Raw genomic sequence first — 24,179 nt, 5'->3', positions numbered from 1 at the left:
GTCGAAGGGATGCGTATGCCCGAGATGTACGACGTGATCACCATGGGGCGGATCGGGGTGGACCTCTACCCCCTGCAGACCGGACGGCCGCTGGCTCAGGTCGACACGTTCGGGAAGTTCCTCGGCGGCTCACCGACCAATGTGGCTGTTGCGGCCGCCCGGCTCGGCCGGCGGACGGCGGTGGTGACACGCACCGGCCGGGACGCGTTCGGGGACTATCTCCACCAGCAGTTGCGGGAGTTCGGGGTGGACGACCGATGGGTGACGTCTGTCGACGCGTATCCGACGCCGGTGACCTTCTGCGAGATCTTTCCGCCGGACGACTTCCCCCTCTACTTCTACCGCCTGCCCAAGGCGCCCGACCTGGAGATCCACGAAGCGGAACTCGATCTGGACGCGATCCGGGCGGCCCGGGTCTTCTGGATGACCGGCACCGGACTGTGCGCGGAACCCAGCCGCACGGCCACGCTGGCGGCGTTGCGTGCCAGGAGCGAGGCGCGGGCGGAGTCCGGCGACGAGCGAGGCCTTGCGCCAGGTTGCTGCACGGTCTTCGACCTGGACTGGCGCCCGATGTTCTGGACCGGCGCGCCCGATCACCCCGGCGCGGACCACCTCGTCGACCCCACGGCCACCGCGCGCTACCGCGAGGCCCTCGCCCACGCCACCGTCGCCGTCGGCAATCTCGACGAGTGCCGGATCGCCACCGGGGAACGCGAGCCGTATGCGGCCGCCCGCGCCCTGCTCGCCGCCGGGGTCGAGCTCGCGGTCGTCAAGCAGGGCCCCAAGGGTGTCCTCGCCGTCCACCGGGACGGCACCGTCGCCGACGTCCCGCCCCTGCCCGTGGACGTCGTCAACGGTCTCGGCGCCGGAGACGCCTTCGGCGGGGCGCTCTGCCACGGGCTGCTCGCCGGCTGGGAGACCGAGCGCATCATGCGGTACGCCAACGCGGCCGGCGCCATCGTCGCCTCCCGGCTCGCCTGTTCGCCCGCCATGCCCTTCCCCCGCGAGGTGGAAGAGGCACTCGTCCGCGGCGCCGTCACCACCGGCGAAACCGAACCCGGAACCGGGCCCGGGGCGGTCTCATGACACCCGCGGCCTCCTCCGTCGCCGACCTCGTACGGCTACGCGTGCGCCACCCCGAAGCCGTCGCCGAGGCCGCCGCCCGCCGCCGCAGACGGCCCCTCGTCGGTGACAGCGGGCGCCTGATGATCATCGCGGCGGACCACCCGGCCCGCGGCTCCTTCGCCGTCGGCGGGCACGAACTGGCCATGGCCAACCGGTTCGAACTCCTGGAGCGGCTCTGCCTCGCCCTCTCCCGCCCCGGCGTCGACGGTGTCCTCGGCACCGCTGACATCCTCGACGACCTGCTGCTTCTCGGCGCGTTGGAGGACAAGGTCGTCATCGGCTCGATGAACCGCGGCGGACTCGCGGGCGCCTCCTTCGAACTCGACGACCGCTTCACCGGTCACCGCCCCGACGACCTCGCCCGGCTCGGCTTCGACGCGGGCAAGCTGCTGCTCCGCATCGACTACGACGACCCCGGCTCCCTCGACACCATGCACGCCACCGCCCGCGCCATCGACGCCATGGCCGCGCACCGGCTGCCGGTCTTCGTCGAGCCGTTCCTCTGCCGCCGGGTCGACGGCAAGGTCCGCAACGACCTCGGCGCGGCCGCGGTGACCACGTCGATCGCCATCGCCTCGGGGCTCGCGGGCACCTCCGCGTACACCTGGCTCAAGGTCCCCGTCACCGAGAACCCCGACCACATGGCGCGCGTGATGGAGACATCGACGCTGCCTGCCGTGCTGCTGGGCGGCGAGGTGGGCGGCGACCAGGAGGGTGCGTACGAGAAATGGCGTGGCGCGCTGCGACTGCCCACCGTTCAGGGGCTGGTGGTGGGGAGGTCGCTGCTCTATCCGGTCGACGGGGACGTGGCCGGTGCCGTCGACACGGCCGTGGCGCTGCTGTAGCGAGTGGACAGCGAGGGGAAGGGAGAAGGCATGACAACGGACCATGAGGAACGCGTACGGGAACGGCCGGGGCACCGGTGGCATCTGCCCGCGGGCAGCGCGGCGGAGGGACCGTACGCCCTGGACATCGATCCGAAGCGGGCCGGCTGGGACCGGTCGAGCCTGCGTGTGGTGGAGCTGAGGCCCGGGGGTGTTCACACACTTGTCACCGGGGAGAGTGAGTGGATCGTCCTGCCGTTGACCGGTGGCTGTACGGTGCACACCTCAGGTGACATCTTTGAACTGCTGGGCCGGGAAAGCGTGTTCAGCGGGGTGTCCGACTTCGCCTACGTGCCACGCGACGCCCATGCGCAGATCGCCTCCGGCGCAGGAGGCCGCTTCGCCCTGGCAGGAGCGAAGTGCGAGCGACGACTCCCCGCTCGCTACGGCCCCGCGCCGGAGGTACCCGTGGAGCTGCGCGGCTCCGGAACCTGCTCGCGCCAGGTCAACAACTTCGCCGCCGCCGACACGTTCGAGTGCGACCGGCTGATTGCCGTCGAGGTCCTCACCCCGGGCGGCAACTGGTCCTCGTATCCGCCGCACAAACATGACGAGCACCGCCCCGGAGTCGAGTCGGTCCTCGAAGAGATCTACTACTTCGAGATCGAGGAGCGGGACGGCACGGCCGGGTTCGGCTACCACCGTGTCTCCCCGTCCCGGCCCGGCGGCACGGATGTCCTCGCCGAGGTCCGCGGCGGCGACGCGGTCCTGATCCCCGACGGCTGGCACGGCCCGTCCATCGCCGCCCCCGGCCACACCATGTACTACCTCAATGTGATGGCCGGCCCGGGGGAGCAGCGGGAGTGGCTGATCAGCGACCACCCCGATCACGGCTGGATCCGCGACACCTGGCCGGCGCAGCCGGTCGACCCCCGGCTCCCGCTCCCCGGACTCCCCGGCCCCGCCGGAATCTCCGGTCAGGAGGCAACCCGATGAGCACCCGCAGGCTCACCACCGCCCAGGCCCTGGTCTCCTTCCTCGCCCGCCAGTACACCGAGCGCGACGGCCGGCGACAGCGTCTGATCAGCGCCACCTGGGGCATCTTCGGCCACGGCAACGTCGCCGGAATCGGCCAGGCACTGCTGGAGACCGGGCCCTCCATGCCCTACCTCCAGGGCCGCAACGAGCAGTCCATGGTGCACGCCGCCGTCGGGTACGCCCGCCAGTCCGGCCGGCTCTCCGCACACGCCGTCACCACGTCCATCGGCCCCGGCGCCACCAACCTCGTCACCGGCGCCGCCCTCGCCACGATCAATCACCTTCCCGTCCTGCTCCTCCCCGGCGACACCTTCGCGACCCGCCCCGCCGACCCCGTCCTGCAACAGCTCGAAGTCCCGTCCGCCGGCGATGTCTCCGTCAACGACTGTCTGCGCCCCGTCTCCCGCTACTTCGACCGGATCACCCGCCCCGAGGCGCTCGTCCCGGCCGCGCTCCAGGCGATGCGGATCCTCGCCGACCCGGCGGAAACCGGTGCGGTCACGCTCGCGCTGCCGCAGGACGTACAGGCGGAGGCGTACGACTGGCCGGAGGAGTTCTTCGCCGAGCGCATCTGGTACGTACGCCGGCCTGCGCCCGACGCCCATGGGCTGGAGCGGGCGGTGCGGGCCGTGCGCACCGCCCGCCGGCCGCTGATCGTCGCAGGCGGCGGCGTCCACCACAGCGCCGCCGAGGAGACCCTCGCCGCGTTCGCCGCCGCCACCCGGATCCCGGTCGCCTCCACCCAGGCGGGCAAGGGCTCGCTGCGCCACGACCATCCCGCCGATGTCGGCGGCATCGGCTCGACCGGCACCGCGGCCGCCGACGAGCTGGCCCGCACCGCCGACCTGGTCATCGGCATCGGCACCCGCTACTCCGACTTCACCACCGCCTCCGCCACGCTCTTCTCCCACCCGGCGGTCCGCTTCCTCAACCTCAACATCACCGGCTTCGACGCCCACAAGCTCGCCGCGCTCCCGCTCGTCGCCGACGCCCGCACCGCCCTCGAAGCACTGACCGGGGCACTGAACGGGCGCAACTACCGCGTCGACCCGGCGTACGAGACCGAGTACACCGCGGCGAAGGAGCGTTGGGAGCAGCGCGTCGACGCCGCGTTCGCCGCCGACGACCCCCACGCCCGGCCCACCCAGGCCCAGGTCCTCGGTCTCCTCGACACCCTGGTCACCGACGACGACATCCTCATCAACGCCGCGGGTTCGCTCCCCGGCGACCTGCACAAGCTGTGGCGGACCCGCTCCCGACGCCAGTACCACGTGGAGTACGGCTACTCCTGCATGGGATACGAGATCCCGGCCGCGATCGGCGTACAGCTGGCCGCCCCCGGCCGTCCCGTCTGGGCGCTCGTCGGCGACGGCACCTACCTGATGAACCCCACCGAGATCGTCACCGCCGTGCAGGAGAACCTCCCGATCAAGGTCGTCGTCCTGCAGAACCACGGCTACGCCTCCATCGGCGGGCTCTCCGAGACGGTCGGCGGCGAACGCTTCGGCACGGCCTACCGGCACCGGAGCACCGACGGGAGTTTCACCGGCCCCCCGCTGCCCGTCGATCTCGCCGCCAACGCGGCCTCCCTCGGAATGCGGGTGCTGCGCGCGAAGACCGTCCATGACCTGCGCGAAGCCCTCACCGAGGCGCGGAGTGCGGACCGCCCCACTTGTGTCTACGTCGAGACCGAAACGGCAGACACAGTGTCGGGCCCCCCTCCGGCGCAGGCGTGGTGGGATGTTCCTGTAGCCGAAACGGCCACCCGCCCGTCGGCGGTAAAAGCCCGGGAAGACTACGACCGGCAAGTCGCAGCCCGACGCCGCCACCTCTGAAGGCCTGAAGGAGTTTCGTAATGAAGACCGTCAACCACTGGATCGGTGGCAAGACCGTCGAGGGCACGTCGGGCAACTACGGCCCGGTCACCGACCCGGCCACCGGCGCCGTCACCACCCAGGTCGCGCTCGCATCCCTCGAAGAGGTCGACGCCGCGGTCGCCGCAGCGAAGGACGCGTACGCCACGTGGGGCACGTCCTCGCTGGCCGCCCGCACCGCCGTCCTCTTCCGCTACCGCGCGCTGCTCGACGCCCACCGCGACGACATCGCCGCGCTGATCACCGCCGAGCACGGCAAGGTGCACTCCGACGCGCTCGGCGAGGTCGCCCGCGGTCTGGAGATCGTCGAGCTGGCCTGCGGCATCACGACCCAGCTCAAGGGCGAGCTGTCCACCCAGGTCTCCAGCCGGGTCGACGTCTCGTCGATCCGTCAGTCGCTCGGTGTCGTCGCGGGCATCACGCCGTTCAACTTCCCGGCCATGGTGCCGATGTGGATGTTCCCGCTGGCCATCGCGTGTGGCAACACGTTCGTCCTCAAGCCCAGTGAGAAGGACCCGTCGGCCGCCATGCTGCTGGCCGAGCTGGCCGCCGAGGCCGGTCTGCCGGACGGCGTGCTGAACGTCCTGCACGGCGACAAGGTCGCGGTCGACGGGCTGCTGAACCACCCGGACGTCGCCGCGGTCTCCTTCGTCGGCTCGACCCCGATCGCCCGCTACATCCACACCACCGCCTCCGCCAACGGCAAGCGCGTCCAGGCGCTCGGCGGTGCGAAGAACCACATGCTGGTCCTGCCGGACGCGGACCTCGACGCCGCCGCCGACGCCGCGGTCTCCGCCGCGTACGGCTCCGCCGGTGAGCGCTGCATGGCGATCTCCGCGGTCGTCGCGGTCGGCGCCATCGGTGACGAGCTCGTCGCCAAGATCAAGGAGCGGGCCGAGAAGATCAAGATCGGCCCCGGCAACGACCCGACGTCCGAGATGGGTCCGCTGATCACCGCGGCCCACCGCGACAAGGTCGCCTCCTACGTCACCGGCGCGGCGGCCCAGGGCGCCGAGGTCGTTCTCGACGGCACCGGCCACACCGTCGACGGCTTCGAGGGCGGCCACTGGATCGGCCTCTCCCTCCTCGACCACGTGTCCACCGACTCGGACGCGTACAAGGACGAGATCTTCGGCCCGGTGCTCTGTGTCCTGCGCACCGAGACGTACGAGGAGGGCGTCGCCCTCATGAACGCCTCGCCGTTCGGCAACGGCACCGCGATCTTCACCCGCGACGGCGGCGCCGCCCGCCGCTTCCAGTTGGAGATCGAGGCCGGCATGGTCGGCGTCAACGTGCCGATCCCGGTGCCGGTGGGCTACCACTCCTTCGGTGGCTGGAAGGACTCCCTCTTCGGCGACCACCACATCTACGGCAACGACGGCGTGCACTTCTACACCCGTGGCAAGGTCGTCACCACCCGCTGGCCGGACCCGGCGGACGCCCCGGCGGGCGTGGACCTGGGCTTCCCGCGTAACCACTGATCGCCCCTGGTTCCGCTGCTCTTCCGCCCGACGGCCCGTACGGAAGCTGTATCCGTACGGGCCGTCGGCATGCACGGACGGACGTGTCCGGCCGCCACGGTCGTCCGGTGTGCTCTCACAGGCGCCGCAGGCCCACGTACTGGAGCGCACCCATGGCCGCCACCGTCAGGCCCTGGAACACGATCCACCCGTTGCCGGCGCCCGTCGCCGTCAACGCGTCCGCGAGCACGGTCACCACACTTGCCACGGCCCAGGCCACGTTCAGGCCGATGACGACGGCGACCGCGCCGCGGCTGATGCGCTCCTGACGGGAGACGGCCAGCACCCACAGGGCGTACACGGTGAGGAACGCGCCCACCGCGTACTGCACGGACGCAGGCACGCCGAGGAACGAGTCCAAGACCGTGGCCAGCGCGAGGTAGCCGATGCCGTTCGCACCGGTGAGGACGACGTCCGCCGAGAGGGCGAACCGGAGCAGGCTGTCGGAGCGGGTGGCGCCTGCCGCCGGGACCGTACCCGCGTTCTGGGACGACATCATGAGGTCTTCCTTTCCTTAGTTGTGTTGCTGATCCGCAGGTGTGTGCCGGGTGAGGCTGCAGGTGCCCCGGCATCGGAGAACACCGGGGTGGGCGAACCGGGCAGGACCCGGGTCCCGGTGTTCACCCGCAGGAACGAGTCGAGCGCGATGCCGCTCGGCGGACCGGAGGGGAGATCGGATAAGAGGGTGCCGGGGCGTTCACCCGCGCGTCCGCGGCGCGAAGGCCCCTACGGGGACGGTAATGACCGGCACACGGCCGCCTCAATTACCTCCCAGGTAATCGTCGCCCGGCGGAATTCGGGGCCGACCACCGTTTCGGGGACCGGTGGTTTCCGGTGCGCGCGCTCATGGGGCGGGCCGGGTCCGGCCCGCCCCAACCGAAAGAGGGAGCCGCACCAGCGGCTCCCTCTTTCGGCCTCACCCTGTCATCGCGTGCCGACTGCGGTTCTCCCGGAACCGACCGCTTCGGCGATCATCCGCTCCATCGGAACGGCGCCCACACGGCCCGAGACCAAGAACGCGAACACCATCGTCGCCACCATGATCACCGTGCCGAGCCCTTCGCGGCGCCCGTTGCATGACTCGCCACGCCATCCCCCTGGCGGCATCCGGCCTGAAGATCGACTGGGCCAAGATGCCGACGTACAACACGATCAAGGCGGTGGCCGCCGGAGCCGGGCTGCTGCCCGTGGTGGCGCTGGGGCGCCTGCTCCTCGCGTCCGACCGCACCATCACCCCCGAAGGCTGGGTGCTGGCGTTCAGTGCCGTCACCCACATCGGCCTCATCGTCAAAACCATGTGAGTCGTGCTCAAAGGATGGTGGACCCGGTCGGTTCGTCAGGGCCCGCCCGGGCCGTCCGGGGCCGCGCTCGGGTACCGGCGGGTGGCGTCCGCGAAGAAGTGGCATCTTCCTGTCATGCGAGGGCCCTGATGTGAGCGTTCAGTGAGGGGTCGACGCGTGCGTCTTCACCGTCTTCCGGTACATCGGGCGCCTGCGGGGGTCGGTCCGGGCCCCATTTGGTTCGCCTCGACGGCCTGTGGCCATGGTTATGTTCACTGGCCATCGGCTTCATGGCATGTCTATCATGGGCCCGACGGTCAGGTGTTCGGAAGTGACGGGAGTTTCCGGCCGGCGATTCCCGCGGGGGGGTCAGCAATGTTGGAATATTTGGGGCTGACGGCCGATCAGGAATCGGTCTACAGGGTCATGCTCAGAGAACCGGATTTAGGGGTGGACGGCCTTTCGAAATTTTTTGAATGGCCGCGGAGCAGGGTTCTCGGTGTATTCGAGGAGCTTGCAGAGCTTTCACTGGTCCGAAGAATTCGCGAAGACGGGCGGGACGAGCACAGTCTCGTTCATCCGGGCCTTGCCCTGGCGTCTCTTCTGAGTCAGGGCGAGGAGGAGTTGCTTGAGCGGCAGCGCAGGATTTCACAGAGCCGGCGGGCCATCGCGGACCTGCTGGCCGAGTACAGCAATGCGTCGACTGCGTCCCGGACGGGTGAAGTTCAGCGATTTGAAGGAATGCGGGAGATCTCGCGCTGTATCGAGGAACTCTCACACACCTGCGAATCGGAGGTCGTTGTGTTCGCCACCGGTGGCGCTCAGCCGGCACAGAGCCTGGAGGCGGCCAAGCCGTTGGACCGGGCCGTGCTCGACCGCGGTGTGCACCTGCGCTATCTGTACCTCGACAGTGTCCGCAACGATGCTGCGACGACCGGGTACGCGCAGTGGCTGACCGGCCTGGGCGGCCAGGTGCGTACCGTTCCGGAACTGCCGCCCCGGATGATCATTTATGACCGTGCCGCTGCGCTGGTTCCGCTCGACCCGAACGAGGCCGACTCGGGAGCGGTGCTCTTGCGCGGCGCGGGGATCGTGGCCGCCCTGCACATGCTCTTCGAGCAGTTCTGGGAGCAGGGGAATCCGTTCGGCCCCTCCCGCCCCAAGGACGCCGACGGACTGACTGCCCATGAGCGGACCGTGCTGAGGCTCCTTGCCGGCGGCCACACGGATGACGTCATCGCCCGCAAGATGGGCATCTCGGTGCGGACCGGTCGCCGTACCACCGCCGACCTGATGCGTCGGCTCGGGGCTCGGAGCCGGTTCCAGGCAGGCGCACTGGCCTCGGAACGGGGCTGGCTCGGGCAGAACCCGATCAGGGTGCCGGATCAGAGAACCGTCCTCTGATCGTCATCAATTCGAAGAGCAACAGCACCGGAATCGCTGAACACCGCCGGACCGACCAGCCATGCAATTGTGGCGATGCGAGCAGGACGCGCAGAGTCAGCCGGAGGCCGGATACCTCTGCCTGCTGAACCGAGGGCTGACTGAGGAAAAGAGTGACCTCGGTGAAGGCTGAGTGTCCTTTGGGAACATAGACGTGCTGCAAGCCATCACCCGTCTGGGCCGACCTGCGAAACAGGTCGGCCCAGGCGGTTCGTTTGATCGGCCGGGCCGTTCCGTCGGTAGACAGGACAATGCTTACCGCGTGCATGGCGCCGGTGGGGCCTGACGGAATTACGGCCCCCACGTGTTGTCGAGCGAGTTCGTCGGTGCGACCTCACTGATGGGTGCGGATTCTCCCGATGCCCGGCTCGTCGCCGCGTTCGCTGTCGGAGCGACCAGGAGGGCGATGAACAGGGCGCAGGCAAAGGGGAATGACTTCTTCACGTCACGATCTCCATCGTCCTATTGTTCTCGCTGTCAATGAGTCCATCTTTTCACCAGCGGTTCCGCGCAAATAGGCCTCTGGGGTGTCAGGGTGTTGCGGTGGCAGGACGCTGCCTTGTTCATGCTTCCGGCACACGCTTGCCGGCTCATGCCGGACTCAGCTGTGGCGCAGGGCGAGTTCGCGGAGCACCGGCGACTCCGCCCCCAGCCTCCGGGGGCTCGGCCATGGTCCGCAGTTCGAGCAGCAGGGCCAGCGCCTCCGTGGCGTTCCCCGCCACCTGGATGAGGGCCCGGTCCGCAGGTGACATGAATCCCTCGGCGACGATGTTGTCCAGCAGAGCGGTGAGCGGGTCGAAGAAGCCGGCCTCGTTCACCAGGACCACCGGCTTGCGGTGGAACCCGAGCTGGTTCCAGGTGGAGACCTCCATCAGCTCGTCGAGCGTTCCGAAACCGCCCGGCAGCACCGCGAAGGCACTGGAGAGCCGGTACATCAGTGCCTTGCGCTCATGCATGGAACGGACGACGAAGAGCTCCCCGTGCCCCGGTTCCGGCTTCTCCCGGTCGAAGAGGTCCTGCGGAATGACTCCCGTGACCGTGCCGCCCCCGGCGAGCGTCGCCTTGGCGACCGAGCCCATGATGCCGATGCCTCCGGCACCGTAGACGAGGCCCAAGTTTCGGGCGGCCAGCGCGGTGCCGAACTCCCACGCGGCCTCCAGATACGCGGCGCGGGTGCCCGGCCGGGCTCCGCAGAAGACACCGATCCGGTCGGCGCGCTGGACAGAGACGTTCATGAAGTACCCCTTGATTGCCCGGAACCGACATGTGTGCGTTCGGGGCACAGCCTCGCGGGGACTTCCATACTTCTCCCATACGTCACCTGTCGGCCCGGACCGGCCCGGTCGCCGCAAGCGGTTGCCGCGACCATCCGGGCCCGGTCCTCGGGGGCAGGGAGAGCAGCGGGTCGCCGACCGTTCCCGCGGGTGTCTCCGCTATCCGCGGCAGTACGATCCGGTCCACCGTGACCGAGGCCGGGATCGCCAGTTGCCGGGAGTCCAGCCGCCACACCTTCGCGTCACAGTCCTCCCGGAGCAGTGGCTGTGGTCCGGGACCGAGCCGTACGACGCCCGAGGCGAGCAGTGCCAGCAGCTCCACCGTCCGGCCCGGATCGGGGCCCACCACCAGCCGGTTCACGGCCGGTACGAACGTGCCGTGGAACCGGGCCGTGGACTCCTCGTCCAGGCCCGGCCCCTCCAAAAGCCCCCGCAACAGCATGCGATGGTCATGCAGAACTTCGAGCGCGTCCTTGACCGGGTCCGCGCCCAGCCCCGCGCGGGCCGCGCGCAGATCTCCGGCCAGCTCGGCGCCGAACCAGTCGGCGTACGCGCGCTCGTCGGCCCACACCGGCATCTCGTCGCTCCGGGACAGCACGGAGTGGACCGGACTCGCGCCGTGCGCCGTGCGCAGCTCATCGAGCAGCCTGCGGTGACCGTCGGCGGCGATCCGCGCGGCGAACTCCCGCTGCACCGTCTCCGGTCCGACCCCGCCGGACGACAGCAGCGAACGGTAGTAGGCGAGGTCGAGTTCCGCCTCCAGGGCGGGCAGTACGTCGTCGGCGAGGCTCAGCCGCCCGCCGGCACGCTTTCTGCGGTGCTGGGCCAGGCGGGCCGAGGTGAAGACGAGCGGAGCCGGCACCGTTCTGCCCGGAGGGGCGACCGGCCGGGTCCGGGGAAGCCCGCCCGCCCTGACGGTCAGCACGACGGCCGGTTCGCGCCCGCTGGGCAGATAGTGGGCCGTGCTGCCGTCGAAGGCGAACCGGCCGCCGCGTCCGATGGTCAGTTCTGTCAGCACCGACAGGGCGGTGAGCCCGAGCCCGAGCACCGCTACCCGTTCGCCCGCGCCGACCGACCGGTACGCCAGGTGAAGCGGCTGGGTCCGGGGCTCCGGCTCGGGCGCCGGTCCCGGCGCGACCGGGGGCTGGAAGAGATGCCGGAAAGCGGTGGGCAGCACGGCGTCCACCCTCAGCAGCGTGCCGTCGGCCAGGACCACGGTCTCGCCGCCGCCGTCCGCCGTAGGACGCACCGCGGTGGCAGGCTCCGGATGAACGACCACCCGCACCACGGCGCCCCCGGACGCGGCGATCCGGCCGGCCGCCCAGCGGAGGTAGGCGCGGTGCAGGCGCAGCGGCAGGAAGTCGTCCGGGCGGACCGGGCCGATACCGCGTTCGACACACCACTCGTAGAGCGACGGGCCGTGTGCGGCCGACCTGGCGTCGTGGAACGCGTTGATCGCCGCACATGTGGTCCCGAGCAGGTCGTCCTCGTCCCGCTCCGCGGACACGTCTGTGCCCTCTCCGGTCACCAGATGCACCGTCATCGGTGCGGGCCCGTTGCGGAACCGGCGCACGAGCCTGGCCAGTACGGGCAGCGCGTCGCCGGGCCGGCCCAGTACGGCCAGGGCGGACGGGGCGTCACCGGCTCCGCGAAAGGGCTGGGGCACCGGCCCGTCCGCCGGTGCGGCGATCGGCTCGCGGGGTGGGGACGGTGCTGTCCGCGTCCGGTGGTCCGTGCTGTTGTCCATCGTGATCTCCGGTCTGTCCTGATCCGGTGGTCCGGTCGCCGTGGACCAGCTCCCGCACCTGCTACACGTACATCCAGCCCGCGTACACCGGGCTCGCTCCCAGCACCCGGTCGAGCGCGGCGTACCGGGTGTCCGAGGTCTCCACGGCTGCGGCCCGCTCGGTGGCGAACGCCAGTACCAGATCGTGGAAGCGGAAGCACTCGGGGCCGCTGCCGGTGTCTCGGCCGGTCTGCAACAGCCGTGCGTCGACGAGGCGTTCCAGGATGTCCCGAGTGCGGTCGACCGGGAGGTCCAGGAGCACCGCGGCCTTCCAGGGCTGGAACGCGGGCCCGTCCAGCAACGACAGCAGACGGAAGGCCCGTTGCTCCGGCTCCGCAAGCTCCTGGTATCCCATCGCGATGCCCGCCCGTACCTCCAGATCGGCGATGCTCAGCTCGTCCAGGCGCCGGTGCTGATCCGACAGCCGCTCGGCGAGACGGGTGAGCGGCCAGTGCGGTCTCGCGGCCAGCCGCGCTCCCGCGATACGGACGGCGAGGGGGAGCAGTCCGCACAGCCGGACGATTCGTTCGGCAGCCTCCGGTTCGGCGCTCGTGCGTTCTGGCCCTGCGACGGCCGCGAGCAGGTCCCGAGCCTCGTCGTGGCCGAAGACGTCCAGTTCGATGCGGTGACCGCCGGCCAGCGCGGGCAGCGTACTGCGACTGGTCACCAGGGCAGTGCACGTGGGGCCGGCCGGCAGCAGTGGACGTATCTGCTGTTCGTCGGCGGCGTTGTCGAGCAGGACGAGCATCCGCCGGTCTGCCAGGAAGCTGCGGTAGAGAGCGGAGCGTTCGTCCAGGGTGGCCGGGATGCGGGAGTCGTCCAGGCCCGTTCCGCGCAGGATGCCGAGCAGCACCTCGGCCGGGTTCGCGCGGTGCTGCCCCGCGCCGCGGAGGTCGATGTACAGCTGCCCGTCCGGGTAGGCGTCGAGGGTCAGATGTGCGGATCGTACAGCCAGGGCGGTCTTCCCGACTCCGGCCATGCCGCTGATCAGGCAGTGGCCCCCCGTGGCGGCTCGGGAGCCGCGACGGCGCAACAGGTCGTCGAGAACCCGCAGTTCCCGGCTTCGGCCAGTGAAGTCAGATATATCTGGAGGGAGTTGGGCTGCCGATTGTATTCGAGAGCCGATGGTGGTGAGCGGCACTGACGGTGAAGCTGCTGGGGACGGGGGCGGTACGAGCAGAGCGGGGTCGGCGGCCAGGATGCTGCTGTGCAGTGCCTGGAGGTCGTCGCTCGGATCGATGCCCGTCTCCTCCGCGAGCAGGCGTCGGAAGGAGTCGTATCCCGCGAGTGCCTCAGCCTGCCTTCCGGACCGGTACAGGGCGAGCATCAGCTGGCCCCGGGTCCGGCCGCGCAGCGGCTGCTGAGCGGCGAGCGAGGTCAGTTCGGGGACGAGGGCCGCGTGATGTCCCAGTGCGAGCCGGGCTTCGGTCCGGTTCTCCATCGCATCCAGCCGGGTCTCCTCCAGCCAGGGCCGCTCGGCCCCGGCGAGCGGTTCCGCCACACCGGCGAGTGCGGGCCCGTGCCAGAGCCCGAGCGCTGTGCCGAAGAGCGTTTCCGCATCGGCCGCGGCCCCCGCCGCGAGCGCGCTGCGGCCTCGGGCCGTCAACGACTCGAACGTGGTGAGATCGATTCGGTCGGCGTCGGTGTGCAGGACGTAGCCGGGCTGCTGACGGTCCAGCCGGGCACCGGGCCCGAGCGCTTTGCGCAGCCGGGACACATAGGTCTGGATCTGGGCCGAGGCGGTTCCGGGCAGCTCCTGGGACCAGAGCATCGACGTGATCCTGGCGTCGGAGACGATGCGGCCGGGGGTCAGGAGCAGCAGCGCGAGCACGGTGGGCACCTTGCTGCCGCCCAGGGGTATGGGCCCGCGGTCACCGATCGCGGTGACCGGTCCGAGCAACTGGAAGTCCACGCCGGTCCTCTCCCGGAATGTCGAGGGACTCCCCGGGACAACCGGGAGCCATGGTGAGCAGGCGCACAGGTCCGGTGGCGGCGGCCTCGTGGGCCACGGCGGCGAAGACACGGCCGGCCATCGGGACGTCCCGGACCTGCCACAGGGTGCCGGCCTGCCCCGGACCGGCGGCCGCGCGTACCTGTACCGGGCCCGTTGCGCCGGGTGCGATGGCGATGGCTGTGAGATCGGCGGCCAGCCCGACGCCGAGGGCCTTGGCCACGGCCTCCTTGCGGGTCCACGCCCGGTAGAAGTAGGCCGAGCGGGCGTCGGCGTTCTCGCCGTGCCCGGGTGGGGGGAAACCGGCGAGTTCGGCGGCGGCGAAGCAGACCGCGGCCATCGAGGCGAGGTCCGGCCGGGCGTCCGGCAGTTCGTGCTGGATGTCGGCACCGACTCTGCGGTCCGCGGCGACGGCCAGCAGCCAGTGCGTTTCGGAGCGCGAGAGGTTGAACGTGAGCCGGGTGGCGGGGGTCCGTACGACCGGGGGCCCGTGCCCGGTGGAGCCGCAGCCGGGGCAGACGGCACGGCCCAGGACGACCGAGCCGGGCGGCCGGCTCAGGTACCGGCCGAGTATCCGGTGTACGGCGATGTGCGTGTGGGCATACGCGGCGGCCGGGCCGGGCGGCAGGGCCCGCATCCGCCGGAGCTCGTCGGGGGACAGGACGCCGGTGTCCGGCGGCGCGGCCGCGTCCGGTGCCCTACCGGTCCACACATGCGTCGCGTCCGCGTCGAAGACTTCCTCGAGGCCGGATGTCATGCTGCCGCTCGCACCTTGATGTCGCCCGATCCGGTACGGATCCTGACCCGATGGGTGTCGGAGCCCTGCTGCGGTACGTCGATGTTCCGGCTGCCCGACTTGCTGTCCGCGTCGATCAGGTAGCTGCCCCTCGGCAGCGTCAGGTCGACGTCGCCGGAACCGGCGTTCGCGGTGATGTCCGGTACGGGGCCGGTGAACACGGCAGTGATCGATCCCGAGCCTGTTCTGAGCTCCGCCGTGCCGCCGAGCGACTTCGCGTCGATGTCGCCCGAGCCGGCTTCGAGCCGTACGGAGCCGGTGAATTCACCGATGTGCACATCGCCGGAACCGGACTGGACCCGCAGAACGGTGCCGCTCGGCGCGGTGACGGTGTAGTCGGTGGAGCAGCGGTCGCAATTGTCGAGCGTCAGCGTGCCGTCGACCGGTTCCTTCAGTGTGCCGGCCTCGTCGCCGTTGTAGCGGACCGTGCGCCGCACAACGACCTTGTCGCCGGGGGTGACCCTGACCGTGCCGCTGCCCGAGTGGATCTCGATGGTGCGGACGGTGCCGGTGGGACGCAGGGAGTCCTTGGTGGTGTGTTCGGGGCCGATGAGCCCGCCGCACCCGGCGAGCAGAGTCACGGCGGCCGGCAGAGCCAGGGTGGTGGCGACCAGGTGCTTGCGCATACGGATGTCTCCAGGGTGCGAGAAGGGTGCGAGAAGGGCGCGGGGCGGCAGGGCGGGCACCGCGGGCCCGGTGCCGGGGCGGGGCAGTGATCCCGCCCCGGCACCGGACGGAGCGTCAGCGTTCGGTGCCGACCAGACGTGCGGCGTCGTCGTCCTGGCTGCCGTGCCCGGGTCCGTGCGACGGTGTGCCGTCCTTGGCGGGCGACGGCGAAGCGCCCCGCCGGACGGGCCACCAGAAGTGGTCCCCCAGGTCGAGCGCGATCGACGACACCACCAGGGAGCGGACAACGAAGGTGTCGAGAACGACTCCCAGAGCGACCAGGAGGCCCAGCTCGACCATGGCGACCAGCGGCAGCACCGCGAGTGCGGCGAAGGTCGCGGCGAGCACCGCACCGGCGCTGGTGATGACACCGCCTGTGGAGGTCAGGGCACGCAGGACGCCGCCCCGGTGATCCGGTGTCACGCCGGCGGCCGTCTCCTCCCGGATGCGGTGGACCAGGAAGATGTTGTAGTCGACGCCGAGCGCCACCAGGAACAGGAAACCGAAGAGGAACAGCGAACTGTCCACGGCCGGGTAGCCGAGCAGATGGTGGAAGATCAGCCAGCTCAGTCCGAGCGCCGCGCCGAACGAGACGATCACGGTGGCCATCAGCAGCAGCGGGGCCACGAGCGAGCGGAGCAGCAGGATCAGCACCAGCAGGACCACCGCCAGCACCATCGGCGGGACGGTACGCCGGTCGTGGGCCTGGGCGCGGGAGACGTCCAGGTCGGTGGCGGTCGAACCGCCGACCAGGGCATCGGCGCCGGAGACGCCGTGAGCGGCCTCCCGTACCCGGTCCACGCTGTCCTGCGCGCCCTTGCTGCCGGGGGCGTCGGTGAGGATGACGGACAGGGAGATCTTCGACCCGTCCTCGGAGCGCACCGGCGGGGCGACGGAGTCGACTCCGTCGGTACGGGTGAGTGCGGTGCGCAGCGTGTCTGCGGATCCGGCGTTGGCGATCACCTGGAGCGGGCGGGCGGATCCCGCCGGGTAGTGCTTCGCGAGGAGCTGCTGGCCGATCACCGAGTCGGGCTTGGTGGTGTACGTGTCCGCGGGGGCGAGACCGGTCTTCATGCCGAGACCGCCGACGGCCAGAGCGACGAAGGCCAGTACGCAGGTGACCCACATGAGGCGGGGACGGGCCGAGACGAGGCGGCTGACGGTGCCCCAGAAGGAGCGGCGGCCCGCCGCCGGTGCGGTGTTCCTGGCAGACGCGGCGGCGAACCGGGGGACGACCGGCCAGAACAGCCAGCGTCCGCAGACCACCAGGAGAGCGGGGAGCAGGGTCAGCATGGCGAGCAGCGCGCAGAGCACGCCGACGACGGCGACCGGGCCGAGGCTGCTGTTGGAGTTGAGCTCGGCGGCGAGCAGGCACAGCACTCCGAGGGCCACGGTCGCGCCCGAGGCGACGATGGCGGGACCGGCCCGACGCAGCGCGACCGCCATGGCGACGTGCTTGTCCTCGTGCCGGGTCAGTTCCTCGCGGTAGCGCGACAGCAGCAGCAGCGCGTAGTCGGTGCCCGCGCCGAAGACCAGCACCAGCAGGATTGCGGCGCTCTGGCTGGTCACGACCATGCCTGCGTGTTCGGCGAGCAGATAGGCGACGGCGTTGGCCAGCTGGCTGACGATGCCAACGCAGAGCAGCGGGAGCAGCCACAGCACCGGGCTGCGGTATGTGACGATCAAAAGCAGCGCGACCACGCCGCCCGCCACCAGCAGCAGCGTCGAGTCGATGCCCGAGAAGGCGTCCAGGCTGTCGAGCCGGGCCCCGGCGCCACCGGTGAACCTGCTTTCCAGCCCGTCCGGTAGGCCTTCGGCGGCGCTGGTCCGCAGCTCCTCGATCTTCTTGCCCTTGATGTCGGAGGGCAGCCTGAGACTGATCATCAGCGCCTTGCCGTCCTCGGACGCGACGGGCGCGGTGACTGGGGTGCTGCTGAGCCCGGCGAGTTCGGTGCGCTCAGCCGCGACCGCGGCGCGGTCGGCCTCGGTCAATCCGGCGGGGCGGACGTAGACGATGACGCCGGTCAGCGTGTCACCGCCGGGGAAGTCCTCGGCCCTCTCGGCGACGCGGGTGGACTCGGCGCTGTTCGGCAGCCAGGAGGTGATGTCGTCGTTCTGGGCGCCCGCGAGCCGGCCGGCCAGCGGGACCAGGGCGACGGTGGTCAGCAGCCATAAGACGACGACCACCCACTTCGACACCCGGCCGGTGAGCGCACCGGTCAGCCGTTCGGCCGACTTGATCGGGAGGGACACGAGATGTTCCTCTTTCCTGTGGAGGTCCGTGCACGGAAGGACACGCCGTCGGGCGTGCGGGTACGGCGTCCGCCACCGGGTCGTCGAGTTGCCGCTCGGCGACCCGGGCTTCAGCGGTGCGCCGCGTGGTACGGCGGCCGGGTGGTCAGTCGAAGTCGCTCATCGTCTTCTCGATCGAGGCCAGCCGGGTCTTGACCTCGGCGAGCTCCGAGGCGACCGCGTCCTGGGCCTTGGTCGCCCGTTCCAGCTGCTCACGGAGACTCTCTTCGCGCTGCGCGGAGGCGCGGGCCTGGATGACCCGGGCGACGGCGAAGATGATGGCGACGACGACCAGGGCGATCAGTGCGAACCAGCCGAGGACGAAGGCGGTGGTGCCCCAGTCGGTACTTGCGGCCAGTGTGTTCATGGTCGGGACTCCTTCAGTCCTTGAGCGTGAGCGTGGGCGTGGACAACGCGATCCGGTCCGCGGTGAGGTGCAGATCGAACGGCTGAACCTCGAAGAACTTCATGGCCTTGCCGTCCTGTGAGAGCTCCAGCGAGCTGGTGACCAGCCCAGCGGCCTCCAGGCGCTGAAGGTGCATGTGCAGGACCGGCCGTCCGACCCCGAGTTCCCTGGCGAGTTGACTGACGTAGTTCCGGTTCTGTGCCAGCGCCGCCAGAATCCGCAGCCGTTGCGGATTGGCCAGTGCGGACAGCACCTTCAGCAGCTCGTCGCCAGATGGTGGTGATGTGCTCATCGGCGGCGCCTTTCTCGTCATGTCAGAAAACACTGACAGGTGTCTCGATTGACTGTCAAGCCCAATGGATTGCTGACACCTGTCTGATGGAACCGGTGAACCAGTCGGACTTGTGAAGCTCTCCCGGGGTTGGCAACTAGCTGCCGGTGCGAGGTCCTGACAGCCGCTGCGGCCGAAAAACGAGGTTGGGCGCGGCAAGAATGCTTGTTGTCGCCGCAAGGTCTCCGCAGAACCTGCACGTTCGCCGGATTCCCGCAGCGCTCACACTCATGGGACCGAGGGGGAACCGTGTCCGAACCGCTGACGCCCGAAGTGGCGGATCTGGTGGGCGTACTCCAAGCGCATGTCCGGACGGGGCCGGAGCGCGAAGCCGTGGCCTTCGTCCGCAGCGACGGCTCCGCGCCCGTCGAAGAGACGCTGACCTACGGGCAACTCGACGCAGCCGCAAGGTCGGTTGCCGTCGCCCTGGCCGAAAACGGAGTACGTACCGGTGACCGGGTGCTGCTGCTGCACCCGCAGGGACTCGGGTTCGTCAGGGCGTTCCTCGGCTGCGTGTACGCCGGAGCCGTACCCGTTCCCGCGCCGCTGCCCGGCGGTCAGCGCCACCACTACGTCCGCGCCGCCGGCATCATCCGTGACGCGGGGGTGTCCCTGGTGCTCACCGGCCGCGACGACCTGGCGGAGATATCCGCCTGGCTCGACGAATCGCCGGACCGCGTGCCCTGTCTGGCCGTCGAGGACGCCGCCACCGCCGACGCCGGACAGTGGTGGCGACCGGACATCGACGGGGACTCGCTCGTCTTCCTCCAGTACACCTCGGGCTCGACCAGCGCCCCCAAGGGTGTCATGGTCAGCCACTCCAACCTGCTCCACAACCTGGCCCTGATCCAGCGCAGCACCGGCTTCACCCGGGAGACCCGGTTCGGCAGCTGGCTGCCGCTCTACCACGACATGGGTCTGATCGGCCTGCTCCTCGAACCGCTCTACCTCGGGGCGTCCGCCACCTTGATGTCGCCCACCGAATTCCTCAAGCGGCCGGTCTCCTGGCTCCGCATGATCGACCGACGCGGCATCCACATGACGTCGGCCCCGAACTTCGCGTACGACCTGTGCATCCGGCGGCTGACCGACGAGCAGATCGCCGGACTCGATCTGTCCCGCTGGCGCTGGGCATGCAACGGAGCCGAACCGATCGACGCCCGCACACTCGCCGCCTTTGGTGAACGCCTCGCCCCGGCCGGATTCCGGCAGGAGGCCTTCCTGCCCTGCTACGGGATGGCGGAGACCACCCTCTTCATCACCGGCTCCGACCCCGAGCTGCCGCCGGTCAGCCGCTGGGCCGACGCGGCCGACCTGGAGCGCAACGTCCTCACCCCGCTCTCCGCGGACCCCGGCGACGACCCCGGCCGGCCCGCGCAGCTGCTCGCCAGCAGCGGAACGGGATGGGAACTCGACGTGATCGTCGTCGACCCGGCCGACCACCAGGTCCTCGCGGACGGCCGGATCGGCGAGATCTGGGTCCGCGGCGGCAGCGTCGGCCGCGGCTACTGGAACAACGAGGAGGAGAACGAGCGCATCTTCCGGGCCGTCACTGCCGACGGACGCACCGGATTTCTGCGCACCGGTGACCTGGGCGCGATTCTGGACGGCCAGCTCTTCGTGACCGGCCGGATCAAGGAGATGCTCATCGTCCACGGCCGGAACCTGTATCCGCACGACATCGAGCGCTCGGCCCGTCTCGCCCATCCCTCCGTCGCCCACCTCGTCGGCAGCGTCTTCACCGTGCCCGCGGCCCGCGAGGAGATCGTCGTCGTCCAGGAGGTCAGGGCGCCCGGCAAGGGCGAGGACTTCCTGCGCGAGGTGACCGCAGCGGTGCGCAAGGCGCTCACCGCCGAGCTCGGGGTGCGAATCGCCAATGTGGTGCTTGTCCGGCCCGGTCGAGTCAGCCGCACGACCAGCGGAAAGATCCAGCGCCGCCTGATGCGCACGCTCTTCCTGGAGAACGCGATGGAGCCGCTCCACGAGGAGCTGGAGCCGGAGATCCGCAGCCGCTACCGGGCAGTGGAGCCGATCGGGGCCGCACTGTGAACACCGCTCTGCACACCGCCGCCGAGTTCGAACAAATGCTCGGTCCGGCCCGTGACCGGAACACCGTCTTCGGCTACGCGGCCTGCGCCGACCTGGACGAGCGCGAGGAGTTCCCCGAGGCCATCGCCCGACAGTTGGACGGTCTCGGACTCTGTGCGAAGTACGTCCCCATCGAGTACGGCGGCCGGCTGCGCACGTACGAGGAGCTGCTGCAACTGATGAGGATGGTGGCCCGCCGCGACCTCACGGTGGCGATCGGCCACGGCAAGACCTACCTCGGCGCCGTCAGCGCCTGGGTGGCCGCCACACCGGAACAGGCCCACCGCTTCGGCACCGACGTCGCCGCGGGCACCGTGGTGTCTTGGGGGCTGACCGAACAGGAACACGGCAGCGACCTCCTGGCCGGCGAGCTCACCGCCACCCCGGCCGATGACGGCTACCGGCTCGACGGCGAGAAGTGGCTCATCAACAACGCCACCCGCGGCGAGCGGATCTGCGTACTGGCCCGCACCTCGCCCGACGGCGGACCGCGCGGATTCAGCCTGATGATGGTGGACAAACGCGAACTGGATCCGCAGTCCCACCGGCCGCTGCCGCGCTCACGCACTCACGGCATCCGCGGCGCGGACATCAGCGGCATCGCCTTCGACGGAGCGGTGGTCACGGCCGACAGCCTGATCGGCACGGAGGGCACCGGACTGGAGACCGTGCTCAAGAGCCTTCAGATCACCCGTACCCTCTGCGCCGCGCTCTCGCTCGGTGCCGCCGACCAAGGGCTGCGGCTCGCCCTCGACTTCACACTCGACGCCCGGCGCTACGGCCGGGCGGTCGCCGAACTTCCCCAAACGACGCGGACCCTGACCGAGTACTACGCCGACCTGCTGATCGGCGAGGCCGTCAGCACGGTGGCGAGCCGCGCCCTGCACACCCTCACCGAGGAACACTCCGTCACCGCGGCCGTGGTCAAGTACCTGCTGCCCACCTCCGTGGACCGGATGCTCACCGGGCTCGGACAGGTCCTCGGGCTGCGGTCGGTGGTGCGGGCCGACCCGGACGGGGCGTACGGAATCTGCCCGTACGGCAGATTCCAGAAGACCGAGCGCGACCACCGCATCGTCGGCATCTTCGACGGCAACACGCTGGTCAATCTGAACGCCCTCATCGACCAGTTCCCCACCCTCGTACGCCGCTACCGGCGCGGCACCGACGGGGCGGACACCGCAGGACCGGTCGCGGCCGCCCGGCTCTGCGGTCCGCTGCCGCCCTTCGACCGGAACCGGCTCGTACTCGCCTCCCGAACCGGCAACACGGTGGTCGCGACCCTTTCCGCATCCGCGGCCCGGCTGGACGAGCAGGCCGAAGCGGGCCTGATCCCGCAGCGGGTGGCCCGGCTTGCCGGCCAACTGGCCCGGCACACCGACACCCTGCACGACCGGATGGCCGCCATCCGGCGCACCGCGCGCGACGTGCCGTCCGAGGCGTTCGAGATCGCCGAGGAGTACGTGCTCTGCCACGCCGCGGCGGCCTGCCTGCTCCTGTGGCTGCACAACGCCCCCGAGCGGGTGGTGCCCGACGACCCGGCGCCGGACGCCGCCCTGTGGCGGGATGCGTGCTGGCTGCAGGCCGCGCTCGCCCGGATCCAGGCCAGGCTCACTCCCGGCGGCGCACAGCCCGACGGTGACGCGCTCGACGCCCTGTACCCGCAGCTCGTCGCACAGCACCGCGAAGGACTGCTCTTCTCCCTGTTGTACTGCCCGGTGTCCGAGGAGGCTCCCGCATGAACGGACGGCGCCCCGCGGAACTGGAGCGGCTCCTTGGAGATCCGCTGGACCCGGACTCCCCGCTCGGCCACCGGGAAACCCTCGCGGCGGACGAACGCGGCGAACCCTCGGCCGCCGCCGAAGCGGCCCTCGACACCTATGGACTCAACGCCGAATTCGTCCCCGTCGAGCTCGGCGGGCGGCTGGACCGGCTCGACCGGCTGTCCCACGTGTTGCGCCCCGTCTTCCGCCGCGACTGCGCCTTGGGGGTCGGCTACGGCATCACCGGCTTCATCGCCGGCGTCGGCGTCTGGTCCGCGGGCAGCACCGAACAGCGCCGAAGAGCCGCCGAACTCCTGCTGTCAGGAGGCCGGATCGCGGCCGCCTACACCGAGCTCGCCCACGGCAGTGACGTCGGCCGCGGTGAACTGCGCACCGAACCGGGCCCCGACGGCAGCCTGTTGCTCACCGGCGGCAAGCAGATGATCAACAACATCGAGCGGGCCGACGCGGCCGTGACGCTCGCCCGGACCGGCGACGACCCGGGCAGCCGCAGCCACTCCCAGTTGCTGATCGACCTGACCACGGCCGACCGGGACAAGGCCGTGGTGATCCGACCCCGGCTCGCCACCTCCGCACTGCGCGGCTGTCACATCGCCGGAGTCGACTTCACCCGGTTCCCGCTCGGCAGGGACAGCATCGTCGGAGAGCCCGGACGAGGGCTGGAGAACGTCATGCGGGCCTTTCAGGTCACCCGTGCCGTACTGCCGGGCATGATGCTGGGCGGACTCGACACCCAACTGCGCACCGTCCTCGCTTTCGCCCTGGAACGCCGGCTGTACGGCAGGTCCGTGGCCGAACTTCCCTACGTCCGCTCGGCCCTCACCGGGGCCTTCGCCGACCTGCTTGTCTGTGACAGCCTCGCCACGGTCACCGCCCGCAGCCTGCATCTGCGACCCGAGCACGCGGGCGTGCTGTCCGCGCTGTCCAAGTACCTGGTGGCCGATCTCGTCCAGGACGCCGCTCAGCGCCTCGCGGCGGTACTCGGCGCCCGCTCGTTCCTGCGCGAGGGACCGTACGGCATCGTCCAGAAGATGCTGCGTGACCTGCCGGTGGCCGCACTGGCCCACGCCGGCGGCACCGTCTGCCGGGCCTCGGTCGTTCCGCAACTGCCCGCGCTGGCCCGGCGGGGCTGGCGAGAGCCCGAACCGGCGCCCGCCGACCTGTTCCGCGTGAACGGCGCACTGCCACCCCTCGACTACGGGCGGCTGCAACTCACCCCCCGCGGCGCCGACGTACTCACCTCCGTGCTCGGCGAACAGCCCGGCCCTCGCGAACCCGCCGAACTGGCCGCCCTGTGCGCGGCGTTCACCGGCGAACTGCGACGGATGGCGGAGGTGGAACTGCCGCCCGGTGACCGCGCCGTGACCGCAGGACCGGACGCCTTCGCGCTGGCCGCCCGGTACGCGGTGGTGCTCGCCGCCGCCGCCTGCGTGGGCATCTGGCGGCACAACCGGGCCGACACGGACCGGCTCCTCGCCGATCCGGCCTGGGCCATCACCGCACTGCGCCGGCTCGCCGCCCGCATCGGTCTGCGGGTACCGCCCGGCCCGCACTCCGGCACCGAAGCGGCCCTCTTCGCGCTGCTGCTGGAGCGACGGTCGGCCCACCGGAGCTTCGACCTGTACGGGGACCCGCTCGCCGGGCAGCCCCACCCGCTTCCCGCACTTCCTGCCGATCCGCGAACGACGGAGTGAGAACACC

19 protein-coding genes are annotated in these 24,179 nt (G+C 70.6%); 10 read left to right on the top strand and 9 right to left on the bottom strand.

The genetic code is table 11. The features are described from left to right. The first annotated feature begins 15 nt into the window (after positions 1–15). Genes iolC through mmsA form a run of 5 tightly spaced genes read left to right on the top strand, consistent with a single transcriptional unit; the run spans position 16 to position 6,342 of the window. Positions 16–1,086 carry a 5-dehydro-2-deoxygluconokinase gene (gene iolC / locus AB0N06_RS00570; RefSeq protein ID WP_366132579.1) on the top strand — a complete coding sequence of 357 codons (1,071 nt, stop codon included), beginning with the start codon at positions 16–18 and terminating at the stop codon, positions 1,084–1,086. Beyond that, complete coding sequence (locus AB0N06_RS00565; protein WP_366132578.1) at positions 1,083–1,970, top strand: deoxyribose-phosphate aldolase; 888 nt, start codon at positions 1,083–1,085, stop codon at positions 1,968–1,970. Before iolC ends, AB0N06_RS00565 begins: the two co-directional genes overlap by 4 nt. Before the next feature lie 30 nt (positions 1,971–2,000). Next, positions 2,001–2,945 carry a 5-deoxy-glucuronate isomerase gene (iolB, locus tag AB0N06_RS00560; protein ID WP_366132577.1) on the top strand — a complete coding sequence of 315 codons (945 nt, stop codon included), beginning with the start codon at positions 2,001–2,003 and terminating at the stop codon, positions 2,943–2,945. After that, positions 2,942–4,822: a 3D-(3,5/4)-trihydroxycyclohexane-1,2-dione acylhydrolase (decyclizing) gene (gene iolD / locus AB0N06_RS00555; RefSeq protein ID WP_366132576.1), complete on the top strand. Its 1,881-nt coding sequence runs from the start codon at positions 2,942–2,944 to the stop codon at positions 4,820–4,822. Before iolB ends, iolD begins: the two co-directional genes overlap by 4 nt. Positions 4,823–4,842: 20 nt before the next feature. Beyond that, positions 4,843–6,342: a CoA-acylating methylmalonate-semialdehyde dehydrogenase gene (mmsA, locus tag AB0N06_RS00550; protein ID WP_366132575.1), complete on the top strand. Its 1,500-nt coding sequence runs from the start codon at positions 4,843–4,845 to the stop codon at positions 6,340–6,342. Positions 6,343–6,457: 115 nt separating this feature from the next. Here the strand turns inward: mmsA and AB0N06_RS00545 are convergent, their stop codons facing one another. After that, complete coding sequence (locus tag AB0N06_RS00545; RefSeq protein WP_366132574.1) at positions 6,458–6,880, bottom strand: hypothetical protein; 423 nt, start codon at positions 6,878–6,880, stop codon at positions 6,458–6,460. A 577-nt stretch (positions 6,881–7,457) separates the two neighbouring features. On the opposite strand from AB0N06_RS00545, the gene AB0N06_RS00540 reads away from it, so the two are divergent. Further along, positions 7,458–7,682 (top strand): hypothetical protein, encoded by a 225-nt coding sequence (locus tag AB0N06_RS00540; RefSeq protein WP_366132573.1) that lies wholly within the window; start codon positions 7,458–7,460, stop codon positions 7,680–7,682. A 366-nt stretch (positions 7,683–8,048) separates the two neighbouring features. Continuing rightward, entirely contained in the window at positions 8,049–9,065 is a 1,017-nt protein-coding gene (locus tag AB0N06_RS00535) for a helix-turn-helix transcriptional regulator (protein ID WP_366132572.1), read from the top strand. 629 nt (positions 9,066–9,694) lie between these two features. Here the strand turns inward: AB0N06_RS00535 and AB0N06_RS00530 are convergent. From AB0N06_RS00530 to AB0N06_RS00495, 8 genes are all read right to left on the bottom strand, one after another. Then, positions 9,695–10,339: a TIGR00730 family Rossman fold protein gene (locus AB0N06_RS00530; protein WP_366132571.1), complete on the bottom strand. Its 645-nt coding sequence runs from the start codon at positions 10,337–10,339 to the stop codon at positions 9,695–9,697. Positions 10,340–10,421: 82 nt separating this feature from the next. Further along, positions 10,422–12,125, bottom strand: coding sequence for an FAD/NAD(P)-binding protein (locus AB0N06_RS00525; protein ID WP_366132570.1), 1,704 nt, complete (start codon positions 12,123–12,125; stop codon positions 10,422–10,424). 61 nt (positions 12,126–12,186) lie between these two features. Next, a complete protein-coding gene (locus AB0N06_RS00520; RefSeq protein ID WP_366132569.1) occupies positions 12,187–14,076 on the bottom strand; it encodes a BTAD domain-containing putative transcriptional regulator in 1,890 nt (629 codons plus the stop codon). Further along, on the bottom strand, positions 14,036–14,872 hold the full coding sequence (locus tag AB0N06_RS00515) for a 4'-phosphopantetheinyl transferase superfamily protein (RefSeq protein ID WP_366132568.1): 837 nt from the start codon (positions 14,870–14,872) through the stop codon (positions 14,036–14,038). The genes AB0N06_RS00520 and AB0N06_RS00515 overlap by 41 nt, the downstream gene beginning before the upstream one ends. Beyond that, complete coding sequence (locus AB0N06_RS00510) at positions 14,869–15,537, bottom strand: DUF4097 family beta strand repeat-containing protein (protein WP_366132567.1); 669 nt, start codon at positions 15,535–15,537, stop codon at positions 14,869–14,871. Before AB0N06_RS00510 ends, AB0N06_RS00515 begins: the two co-directional genes overlap by 4 nt. A gap of 115 nt (positions 15,538–15,652) precedes the next feature. Beyond that, positions 15,653–17,830, bottom strand: coding sequence for an MMPL family transporter (locus tag AB0N06_RS00505; protein ID WP_366132566.1), 2,178 nt, complete (start codon positions 17,828–17,830; stop codon positions 15,653–15,655). Positions 17,831–17,975: 145 nt separating this feature from the next. After that, complete coding sequence (locus AB0N06_RS00500) at positions 17,976–18,236, bottom strand: hypothetical protein (RefSeq protein WP_366132565.1); 261 nt, start codon at positions 18,234–18,236, stop codon at positions 17,976–17,978. 13 nt (positions 18,237–18,249) lie between these two features. Next, the gene (locus AB0N06_RS00495; RefSeq protein ID WP_366132564.1) at positions 18,250–18,567 is read right to left on the bottom strand and encodes a winged helix-turn-helix domain-containing protein; all 318 of its coding nucleotides are present in this window, start codon (positions 18,565–18,567) and stop codon (positions 18,250–18,252) included. Between the two features lie 288 nt (positions 18,568–18,855). On the opposite strand from AB0N06_RS00495, the gene AB0N06_RS00490 reads away from it, so the two are divergent. From AB0N06_RS00490 to AB0N06_RS00480, 3 genes are read left to right on the top strand one after another with little or no spacing between them, the layout of a single operon-like run. Next, positions 18,856–20,655 carry a fatty acyl-AMP ligase gene (locus AB0N06_RS00490; RefSeq protein ID WP_366132563.1) on the top strand — a complete coding sequence of 600 codons (1,800 nt, stop codon included), beginning with the start codon at positions 18,856–18,858 and terminating at the stop codon, positions 20,653–20,655. Next, a complete protein-coding gene (locus AB0N06_RS00485) occupies positions 20,652–22,436 on the top strand; it encodes an acyl-CoA dehydrogenase family protein (protein WP_366132562.1) in 1,785 nt (594 codons plus the stop codon). The genes AB0N06_RS00490 and AB0N06_RS00485 overlap by 4 nt, the downstream gene beginning before the upstream one ends. After that, complete coding sequence (locus tag AB0N06_RS00480; RefSeq protein WP_366132561.1) at positions 22,433–24,172, top strand: acyl-CoA dehydrogenase; 1,740 nt, start codon at positions 22,433–22,435, stop codon at positions 24,170–24,172. Before AB0N06_RS00485 ends, AB0N06_RS00480 begins: the two co-directional genes overlap by 4 nt. Positions 24,173–24,179 lie beyond the last annotated feature (7 nt).

It is taken from the genome of Streptomyces sp. NPDC051020 (genome assembly GCF_040683105.1).
Classification (GTDB): Bacteria; Actinomycetota; Actinomycetes; order Streptomycetales; family Streptomycetaceae; genus Streptomyces.
This window is presented reverse-complemented; position numbering and strand designations above follow the sequence as displayed.